Origin of the sequence: Faecousia intestinalis (assembly GCF_040096185.1) — a bacterium.
In the GTDB taxonomy this organism is placed as follows: Bacteria; Bacillota; Clostridia; order Oscillospirales; family Oscillospiraceae; genus JAZOXB01.
Genome location: NZ_JBBMFF010000189.1, coordinates 1 through 9665 on the forward strand (window position 1 = coordinate 1; position 9665 = coordinate 9665).

9 protein-coding genes and 1 tRNA gene are annotated in these 9665 nt (G+C 59.2%); 4 read left to right on the forward strand and 6 right to left on the reverse strand.

Features of this window, described 5'->3' with window-relative positions:
• The first annotated feature begins 136 nt into the window (after window positions 1–136).
• Window positions 137–280, forward strand: coding sequence for a hypothetical protein (locus WMO66_RS06055; protein WP_494337455.1), 144 nt, complete (start codon window positions 137–139; stop codon window positions 278–280).
• A gap of 320 nt (window positions 281–600) precedes the next feature.
• Here WMO66_RS06055 and WMO66_RS06060 read toward each other — a convergent pair.
• Window positions 601–677, reverse strand: a tRNA-Val gene (locus WMO66_RS06060).
• Between the two features lie 185 nt (window positions 678–862).
• On the opposite strand from WMO66_RS06060, the gene trpS reads away from it, so the two are divergent.
• The 3 genes from trpS to wecB are packed head-to-tail and all read left to right on the forward strand — an operon-like array spanning window position 863 to window position 4114.
• Window positions 863–1885, forward strand: coding sequence for a tryptophan--tRNA ligase (gene trpS, locus WMO66_RS06065; protein ID WP_349135494.1), 1023 nt, complete (start codon window positions 863–865; stop codon window positions 1883–1885).
• Window positions 1886–1905: 20 nt separating this feature from the next.
• A complete protein-coding gene (locus WMO66_RS06070) occupies window positions 1906–2973 on the forward strand; it encodes an MraY family glycosyltransferase (RefSeq protein WP_349135495.1) in 1068 nt (355 codons plus the stop codon).
• The gene (gene wecB / locus WMO66_RS06075; protein WP_349135496.1) at window positions 2960–4114 is read left to right on the forward strand and encodes a non-hydrolyzing UDP-N-acetylglucosamine 2-epimerase; all 1155 of its coding nucleotides are present in this window, start codon (window positions 2960–2962) and stop codon (window positions 4112–4114) included. Before WMO66_RS06070 ends, wecB begins: the two co-directional genes overlap by 14 nt.
• A 97-nt stretch (window positions 4115–4211) precedes the next feature.
• Here wecB and WMO66_RS06080 read toward each other — a convergent pair whose 3' ends face one another.
• The 5 genes from WMO66_RS06080 to WMO66_RS06100 form a co-directional block, all read right to left on the reverse strand.
• The gene (locus tag WMO66_RS06080) at window positions 4212–5207 is read right to left on the reverse strand and encodes an ABC transporter permease (RefSeq protein ID WP_349135497.1); all 996 of its coding nucleotides are present in this window, start codon (window positions 5205–5207) and stop codon (window positions 4212–4214) included.
• Window positions 5208–5210: 3 nt separating this feature from the next.
• Complete coding sequence (locus WMO66_RS06085) at window positions 5211–6293, reverse strand: ABC transporter permease (RefSeq protein ID WP_349135498.1); 1083 nt, start codon at window positions 6291–6293, stop codon at window positions 5211–5213.
• Window positions 6294–6308: 15 nt separating this feature from the next.
• The gene (locus WMO66_RS06090) at window positions 6309–7832 is read right to left on the reverse strand and encodes an ABC transporter ATP-binding protein (RefSeq protein ID WP_349135499.1); all 1524 of its coding nucleotides are present in this window, start codon (window positions 7830–7832) and stop codon (window positions 6309–6311) included.
• A gap of 177 nt (window positions 7833–8009) precedes the next feature.
• On the reverse strand, window positions 8010–9284 hold the full coding sequence (locus WMO66_RS06095) for a BMP family ABC transporter substrate-binding protein (protein ID WP_349135500.1): 1275 nt from the start codon (window positions 9282–9284) through the stop codon (window positions 8010–8012).
• A gap of 79 nt (window positions 9285–9363) precedes the next feature.
• The coding region (locus WMO66_RS06100; RefSeq protein WP_349135502.1) for a hypothetical protein at window positions 9364–9665 on the reverse strand (302 nt) is incomplete at its 5' end.

Genomic DNA, 9665 nt, shown 5'->3' on the forward strand with positions numbered 1-9665 from the left:
CCAATCCACAGCATCCCTTACAGTGTAGCACAGCCCTTGGATAGGGGCTATAAAAACTACTACTCTATAATACAAGGGAACCGATTATGAGAGCACCATATTAAATGCAATTTCCATAGGCGGTGATTGCGATACCGTGGCCGCCATGGCTGGCGGAATCGCCTACGCTTATTACAAGAAAATTCCGGATTCTCTCCTTACGCACTGTTTTTCTTGCATGGATAAAGATATCAAAGCGCTATATCATTTGTTTTGTGCTACTTATCCAATCAATATATAAAAAGAATCCTGCGTCGGGTCACTTCATCGGCATTTTTTCTTTCCATGCACCATCTTCTGCAAATCTATCTTCCTTGCAATCATGCTATCAAGCAGACTGACAGCAGTTTTAATTGATTCGCCTGCGATTGGGAGCCGATCTTCCGTATGCTGCAGCCTATTCCATCATCTATGACATCATGATCTCGTGTAAAGGCAAACAGAAAAGCCCGGAGGATCATAAAAATCCTCCGGGCTTCCGGCTCAATATGTAATATCCCTGATAAAAATGAAAAATCCGAACGCATCCCCGATTGGAAAAAAGTTCGGATTTTTCATATGTGGTGGACGATATAGGACTCGAACCTATGACCTTCCGCACGTCAAGCGGATGCTCTAGCCAGCTGAGCTAATCGTCCGTCAGCAAGGCATAGTATACCAGAAGGCTGCCCTTTTGTCAAGCACTTTTTTCTTTTTTTCGAAAAAAAGACGCGGACCGCAAGGATACGACATGGGCCTTGCGTATCGGCGGGAATTATGCTAGAATATATAGAATCAAGTGCCTTGGGCACAACTCTGTTTTCTGAGAAAGAGGCGTGATCTTATGACAGAACAGACTACGGAAAGAACTGCGCCGCGCAAGCGTATGCTCTCCGGCATCAAGCCGTCGGGCGACCTGACGCTCGGCTCTTACCTCGGCGCGATCCGGAACTGGCGCGACCGTGCAGAGGAATTCGATTGCTATTACTTTATGGCGGACCTTCACGCCATTACCGTCCGGCAGAACCCGGCCGACCTGCGCCGCCGCACGATGGAGCAGTTGGCGCAGTATATCGCCTGCGGTCTGGACCCGGAGAAGAACGTGCTGTTCATCCAGAGCCATGTGCATCAGCACGCGGAGCTCGGCTGGGTGCTCAACTGCTATTCCATGTTCGGCGAGCTGAGCCGCATGACGCAGTTCAAGGATAAAAGCGCGAAAAATGCCGACAATATCAACGGCGGCCTGTTTACCTATCCCGCGCTGATGGCGGCGGATATCCTGCTGTATCAGGCGGATCTTGTTCCGGTGGGCGAGGATCAGAAGCAGCACGTCGAGCTGACGCGCAACATCGCCAAGCGGTTCAACGGCATCTACGGCGATGTGTTCAAGCTGCCGGAGCCGTATATCCCCAAGGTCGGCGCGCGCATCATGAGCCTTGCCAACCCCGAGGCCAAAATGTCGAAGTCCGAGAACGACGATCCCGGCCGCGTCTGCCTGATGGATAAGCCGGAGGATATCATGCGCCTGTTCAAGCGCGCCATCACGGACTGCGAGTCCGAGGTGCGCTATGACCCCGAGCACAAGAAGGGCGTTTCGAACCTGATGACCATCTACTCCGCTGCGACCGGGCGGACGTTCGCCGAGATCGAGACAGAATTTGCAGGGCGCGGCTACGGCGACTTCAAGAAGACGGTCGGCGAGGCCGTCGTGGAGCTGCTGCGGCCCATCCGCGAGGAGAGCCAGCGCCTGCTGGCCGACAAGGCCTATCTGCAGAGCGTCTGCGAGAGCGGCGCGCAGAAGGCGGCCTATGTTGCGGAAAAAACGCTGCGCAAGGTTTATAAAAAGGTCGGCTTCGTGGCGCGCTGACCGGGGAGCAGAACATGATTATGGATCCGAATTTCATTGTCAAGGTCCTGCTGTCGCTCATTGTGGCGGCGGCGCTGGCCTTTGCGGTCACGCCGCTCGTCAAGCGGCTGGCGCAGCGCGTCGGCGCGATGGATGTGCCGAAGGACGAGCGCCGCATGCACAAGATCCCCATCCCGCGCATGGGCGGCCTCGCCATCTTCTTCGCGTTCCTTATCGCGGTGCTGTGCTTTGCCGGGATCGACCGTGAGCTGCGCGGCATCTTGCTCGGTGCGACGATCATCGTCGTGCTCGGCATTCTGGACGATATCCTGACGCTCAATGCCCTGCCGAAATTTGCCGTGCAGATCGTTGCGGCCGTTATCGCCGTTCTGCACGGCTGCCGGATCGAGCATTTTATGGGCTTCCGTCTGGCAACGTGGCTTTCCTATCCCGTCAGCGTGATCTGGATCGTGGCCATCACGAACGCCGTGAACTTCATCGACGGTCTCGACGGCCTTGCTGCCGGTGTGTCTGCGATCTCGGCCGGCTCCATGCTCGTCGTAGCGCTGCTCGTGCCGGATTACAACTCCGCCATCCTGCTAGCGGCCATTGTTGGCGCGTGCGCGGGCTTCATCCCGTATAATTTCAACCCGGCAAAGATCTTCATGGGCGACACCGGCTCGACATTCCTCGGCTTTATGCTCTCGTCCATCTCCATCTACGGCCTGTTCAAGATGTATGCGATCATCTCGTTTGCCGTGCCGTTCCTTGTGCTTGGCCTGCCGATCTTCGATATCTGCTTCGCGGTCATCCGCCGCGTCTCCAAGGGCCAGAGCCCGATGCATGCCGACCGCGGCCATGTGCACCATCGCCTGATCGACATGGGCTTCAGCCAAAAGCAGGCCGTCGCCATCGCCTATATGCTCTCGGCCATTCTCGGCATGGCGGCCGTCGTGCTGACGAATGACGGCGAGATGAAGGCCCTGATCTTCATCGGCGCCGTGATCGTGGTGGGCGCGATCGGTGTGCTGGTCATTTTCCACCGTCACCCGGATAAGACGGAAGAAAATGCGAAAAAGCCGGAGGAGGAACCGCATGAAGAAAATTAAGGTGATGTCCGTCTTCGGCACGCGGCCGGAGGCGATCAAAATGGCCCCGCTGGTGCAGACGCTGGCGCAGCGGCCGGAATTTGAGAGCATCTGCTGTCTTACGGGCCAGCACCGCGAGATGCTGGACTCCGTTATGCAGATCTTCCGCCTGACGGCGCAGTATGACCTGAACATCATGCAGAAGCAGCAGACGCTGTCGTCCATCACAACGCGCGCCCTGCTCGGCATGGAGCAGGCCCTGCAGGAGGCACAGCCGGACCTTGTCCTGGTGCACGGCGACACGTCCACGACGTTTGCCGGGGCGCTGGCGGCCTTCTATCAGAAGGTCCCGGTCGGCCATGTCGAGGCGGGCCTGCGGACCTATGACAGGTATTCCCCCTTCCCCGAGGAGATGAACCGCACGCTCGTCAGCGATATTGCGGCGCTGCACTTCGCGCCAACGTCGGCCAATGTGGATAATCTGCGCCGTGAGTCCGTGCAGGGCGAGATCTTCCGCACGGGCAACACCGTCATCGACGCCATGCGCACGACGGTGCGCCCGGATTACCGTTTTGCTACGGCGGAGCTCAACGAGTTGGATTTCAAGAGCCGCCGCGTTATCGTTCTGACATGCCACCGCCGCGAGAACTATGGCCAGCCCATGCATGACATCCTGCGGGCCGTGCGAGACGTTGCGGAGCGGTATGAGGACGTCGAGATCGTCTATCCCGTCCACCTCAGCCCGGCCGTGCGCGCCTGCGCGCAGGAGGAGCTGGGCGGTGTACCGCATGTGCACCTCATCGACCCGGTCGACGTGGAGGAGATGCATAATCTCATGGCGCGCTGCTGCTTCGTTATGACGGACTCCGGCGGCCTGCAGGAGGAAGCGCCTGCCCTCGGCAAACCGGTGCTGGTGCTCCGCCGCGAGACGGAGCGGCCCGAGGCCGTTGCGGCCGGAACGGTCCGCCTGGCGGGTGTTGCGCACGACGATGTGCTCCGTGAGGTCTGCACGCTGCTCGACGATCCTGCTGCCTACCATCGCATGGCGCATGCCGTGAACCCCTATGGTGACGGCCACGCCTGCGAGCGCATTGCCGACGCGATCGCCTGGCACTTCGGCCTGCGCGCCGAGCGCCCGGCGGATTTCGACCCTGCTGGCTGACACAATAATAATATATCGGGCAGCGCTGCTGCCTGAAGAACGAAAAAAACGCGCCGCATCCCGGCTTTGGGATGCGGCGCAGGTTGTTTATGGGGGCTCAGCGCTCCTCGCGGAAGTAGGGGACGCCCAGCGCGGCGGGCGGCTGCTTTTCGCGGTTGTTGCGCAGACTGCTGAAGATGAGCACGAGCACTGTGACGATGTACGGCAGGATCTTGTAGATCTGCGAGGGGATGAACGGGATGCTCAGGCGCAGGTACAGGTTCTGCAGGCAGCCGAACAGGATGCTGCCCCAGATGGCTGCGGACGGCTTCCAAAGGCAGAAGATGACGAGCGCGACGGCCAGCCAGCCGACGCCGGACAGGCCTTCGTGGTTCCACACGCAGCCTGCGATGCCGGTGATGTAGGCAACGCCGCCGATGGCGGAGATGCCGCCGCCCAGCACGGTGGCCAGGTATTTGTAGCGGGTGACGTTGATACCGGCAGCGTCCGCCGTTGCGGGGGATTCGCCGACGGCGCGCAGGTACAGGCCCTTGCGGGTCTTGTTCAGGAACCACGCGAGGAAGACGGCGAGCGCAAGGGCAAAATACGTCAGGATGTTGTGCTGGAACAGCAGCGGGCCGAGCACGGGAATGTTGCGCAGGAAGGCGGGGAAGGGGGAGTTTACAAAGATCGCCTTGAGATTGTTGCTCAGGGAGACGTAGGAGCCCTCCTGCACGCGCATGTATTCGCCGAGGAACTGACCTGCGCCGGTGCCGAAGATCGTCAGGGCAAGGCCGGTGACGTTCTGGTTGGCACGCAGGGTGATGGTGATGAAGCTGAACAGCAGCGAGGCCAGCGCGCCCGCCAGGAAGGCGAAGAACACGGCCAGCAGCAGCGCCACGAACGGCGAGGCATTCGCGCCTGCGAGCTTTTCATAGTAGAACGCGCCGCCGAGGCCGGCCGCGCCGCCCATGAACAGGATGCCCTCGACGCCGAGGTTCATATTGCCGGATTTTTCGGTCAGGATCTCACCGAGCGTGCCGTAGAGCAGCGGCGTGCCGTTGACGACCGAGAAAACGAACAGCGTGGAAAGAAATGTCAGAACAGCGCCCATACCTCAGTCCTCCTTTTCCCGACGGATGGAAATCTTGTAGTTGATGAAGAACTCGCAGCCCAGCATGCACAGCAGAATGAAGCCGGTCAGGATGTCCGCGATGGTCGAGGGCACCTGCATGCGGGTGTTGAGCGTCTGGGAGCCCTTCGTCAGCACGGCGAGCATCGAGGCGATGATGATCATCGCGAACGGATTGAGCTGAGCCAGCCATGCCACGGAGATGGCGGTGAAGCCGACGCCGCCTGCCACGCCGTCATAAAGCGTGTGGTTTGCACCGGAGACAATGATGAAGCCGACAAGGCCGGAGATGGAGCCGGACAGGAACATCGTGCGCATCATGATGCGGCCGACGTTCATACCGGCATAGCGCGCGGTGTTGCTGGAGTCGCCGATGACGGCGATCTCGTAGCCGTGCTTTGTGTAGCGCATGTAGATGAACATCAGGACCGTCAGCACGAGTACAATGATCCAGCCGCAGTGCACGCCGAGCACGGACGGCAGCTTGGCGTTGCCCGCGAACTGCGCGATCATCTGGCTGCCGGAGGGAGGGGCCTCCCACGGGCCGCCCTGCAGCCACTTGACGACACCGATGATGATGTAGTTCATCATCAGGGTGAACAGCGTTTCGTTCGTGTTCCACTTCGCCTTGAAGAAGGCGGGGATGAGGGCCCACAGGCCGCCGCACAGGATCGCGGCTACGGCCATGATGAGCAGCAGCGGAAGCTGCGGCATCGTCTTGCCGAACTTCAGCGCAAAGAACGTCGCGCCGATGGCGCCTGCGGTGATCTGGCCCTCTGCGCCGATGTTCCAGAAGTGCATCTTGAAGCACGGGGCGATGGCCAGCGCGCAGCCGAGCAGGGGAATGGCGATCTTGATGGTCTGGCGGACGAACGTCTTCGACCCGAGCGAGCCGTCGATGATCGTGCCATAGGCCTTCAGCGGGGAATAGCCGAGGGCGAGCAGCAGCAGGCCGCCGACGATCAGGGCGAACACGATGGACGCGACGCGGATGGACCACGCCGCAGCGGGATGTATCCCGTCGATCCGGCGGGAGAGCTGGAGCTTGCGTGCGGATTTTTCGTTCATGTTGATTCCCTCCCGTCAGACCTTGGTCATAAGAAGACCGATCTCTTCCTTCGTTGCGGTGCGGGCATCCACGATGCCGCTGACCTTGCCGCCGCACAGGACCAGAATGCGGTCGCACAGCTCCAGCAGCACGTCGAGGTCCTCACCGACGAACACGACGGCCGAGCCCTTCATCTTCTGCTGCGTCAGAAGATTATAAATGGTGTAGGACGTATTGATATCCAGACCGCGCACGGCGTAGGCCGTCAGCAGGACGGAGGGAGACATCGCGATCTCGCGGCCGACGAGCACCTTCTGCACGTTGCCGCCGGAGAGACGGCGCACCGGCGTCGAGATGCTGGGCGTGACGACCTCCAGCTCCTCCATGACCTCCATGGCGAGCTTGTTCGGGTCGCGGCGGTTGACAAAGGCGCCCTTGCCCTTGCGCCAGCTGCGCAGCATCATGTTGCTGCCCATGCCCATGCTGCCGACCAGACCCATGCCGAGGCGATCCTCCGGCACGAAGGCCATGGCGACGCCTGCCTTGCGGATCTGATTCGGGGTCTTGCCGATGAGCTGCTGGGCGGGCTTGCCCTCCGGCAGGAACGTGACCGTGCCGTGCTCCACGGGGTACAGGCCTGTGATGCACTCGAGCAGCTCGCGCTGGCCGCTGCCTGCAATGCCCGCGATGCCGAGGATCTCGCCGCTCATGGCGGTGAATGTGACGTCATCAAGACGCTTGACACCGAGATTGTCAACGCAGGTCAGACCTTCGATCTTCAGCCGCGGCTTCGGGTCGACGGGGTCCGGGCGGTCGATGTTCAGGCTGACGGCGCGGCCGACCATCATGTCGGTCAGGGACTGGGCCGTGGCCTCGCTCGTCTTGACGGTGCCGATGTACTTGCCCTTGCGCAGCACGGCGACCTCGTCCGAAACGGACAGCACCTCGTGCAGCTTGTGGGTGATGAGGACGATGGCCTTGCCGTCGGCGCGCATGTTGCGCACGACCTGGAACAGGCGGTCTGTCTCCTGCGGGGTCAGAACGGCGGTCGGTTCGTCAAGGATCAGGATCTCAGCCCCGCGGAACAGCACCTTGACGATCTCGACGGTCTGCTTCTGCGAGACGGAAAGATCGTAGATCTTTGCCATCGGATCGAGGTCGAAACCGTATTTTTTGCAGATGTCGTCAATCTTCTGCGCTGCGGCGCGAATGTTGAGTTTGCCCTTTTCGTTCAGACCGAGAATGATATTCTCCGTGACCGTCAGGACATCGACCAGCTTGAAATGCTGATGGATCATGCCGATGCCGTTGGCAAAGGCATCCTTGGGGGAGCGGATCTGGATTTCCACGCCGTTTTTCAGAATGTGCCCCTGCTCCGGCATATAGATACCGGACAGCACGTTCATCAGCGTGGTCTTGCCGCTCCCGTTTTCTCCGAGGAGGCACAGGACCTTGCCGCCCTCGATGGTCAGGTTCACGCTGTCGTTGGCAATGACCTTGCCAAAGCGCTTTGTGACGTTGACCAGTTCAATTTTGCAGTTCGACTCCAAAGCGGTCATCCTTTCTTGCATGGATTTGCTGGGGAATTTGCATAACTTTCAAAGTTAGTTTAGCACAGGCTACGTCAAAAGTAAACAAAAATTTTGCTTTCCTAACAATTTTTTTGAAAACCCGTCACTGAAACGACAGAAGCCGGGTCTCCCCGGCTTCTGCGCGATGCGATATGCTGTTTCGGATCAGTTTTCGGAGGTGATGCCCTCGATGATCCAGTAGAAGTACGGAGCGGAGGTCTGGCCGCCCTCGATATCGGATTCCTTGAACCAGTCGTCGGCGGGCATTTCCTTCGTGTCGGGAGCGTCGGCGCCGTAAGCGGTGCCCTCGCCCTTCCACGGGCCCTGGAAGACATGGATGCTGCCGTCAGCCAGACCGGCCTCGACTTCCGCGATCTTCTCGGCGGTGCCTTCGGCGGCGATGGCTTCATTCAGCTCAGTGACGACAACGGCGCCGTCCTTCATGCCGGCGGTCCAGTCCTTCGCGATGGTCTCACCGTTCACGAGGCAGTCAAACACATACTCGAAGTAGACGGACCAGTCGATGCGGCTGGAGATGAGGGAAGCCTCGGGAGCGATGCCGGTCATGTCGTTGTTGTAGCCGACGTGGAACACGCCGTTCTGCTGCGCGACCGTGGCCGGGGTGGTGTTATCGGAGTGCTGGGAGATGAGCACGCAGCCTTCGTCGCACAGAGCCTGCGCGGCGTTGCCCTCAGCCGTAGCGTCGGACCAGGAGGAGACGTACTTGACCGTCATCGTGACCTCAGGAACGATGGAGCGGGCGCCCAGATAGAAAGCGGTGAAGCCGGAGATGACCTCGGCGAACGGGTACGCGCCGACATAGCCGATCTTGGCCTGGTCAGCGGTGATCTTGCCGGAGTCGATGAGCTCCTTGATCTTCATACCGGCGACGACACCGGCGACATAACGGCCTTCATAGATGTTGGCGAAGGCGTTGTGGCAGTTGTCGAGACCGGCGAACTGGGAGTTCAGGTTGGTGCAGCCGATGAACTGCACATTGGGGTAATCGGGAGCAGCCTTGAGCATGTACGGCTCGTGGCCATAGGAGTTGCAGATGACGACATCGCAGCCGGCCTCGGCCAGCTCGACGCAGGCGTCGGTGCAGCCGTCGTCTTCGCCGATGTTCGTGATGATGTTCCAGTCAAGGGTAACGCCCTTGGCGGCCATCTTCTCCGTGACGGAGTCCTTCGCGCGATAGAAGTTGTAGGTGTAGCCCTGATCGTTCTCGTCGCCGATGCAGATCATGCCGACCTTCAGGGTCTTGCCTTCGGTGTTGTTGCCGTTTTCTTCGGACGGCTTCGTCTCGTCGTTGCCGCCTTCCGTCGTGGCGTTGTTCGCGGTGTCCTTCGTTTCCTCATTGTTCCCGCTGTCCGTACCGCAGGCGGCGAACATGCCGATCGCGAGCACGAGAACGAGAAGCAGCGCAAGTACCTTCTTCAATCCTTTTTCCTCCTTGATATTGTTGGGTCACCCCAATGTGCATTCGCCGCGGTTCGTCCATGACGAATGTTTAAATCTATCATACAAGATTTTTTTGCAAGACACAATAGGCATTTTGCAAAATCTTGAAAAAATTTCCTGTGGAAGCTTCGGAGGAAATTCCACGAAACAGGTCGAAAACAGGGGAGAAAAAGAAAATCGGAAAAATCTGAAAAAAGCGCTTGACAAAAGGAGGTATGCATGGTATTATATCGGAGCTGTCTGCGAGAGACACAAACGCGAAAGCGAATGAGCCACGAGCGGCCGGCGGTGTACCTTGTAAATTAAACAACGAGAAACATGAACAAACACCTTGGACAATTTGATTAAAAAACAAGTTGT

Coding starts and splice junctions, on each gene's coding strand:
- trpS (WP_349135494.1), top strand. CDS start 863: ATGACAGAACAGACTACGGAAAGAACTGCGCCGCGCAAGCGTATGCTC.
- WMO66_RS06070 (WP_349135495.1), top strand. CDS start 1,906: ATGGATCCGAATTTCATTGTCAAGGTCCTGCTGTCGCTCATTGTGGCG.
- wecB (WP_349135496.1), top strand. CDS start 2,960: ATGAAGAAAATTAAGGTGATGTCCGTCTTCGGCACGCGGCCGGAGGCG.
- WMO66_RS06080 (WP_349135497.1), bottom strand. CDS start 5,207: ATGGGCGCTGTTCTGACATTTCTTTCCACGCTGTTCGTTTTCTCGGTC.
- WMO66_RS06085 (WP_349135498.1), bottom strand. CDS start 6,293: ATGAACGAAAAATCCGCACGCAAGCTCCAGCTCTCCCGCCGGATCGAC.
- WMO66_RS06090 (WP_349135499.1), bottom strand. CDS start 7,832: ATGACCGCTTTGGAGTCGAACTGCAAAATTGAACTGGTCAACGTCACA.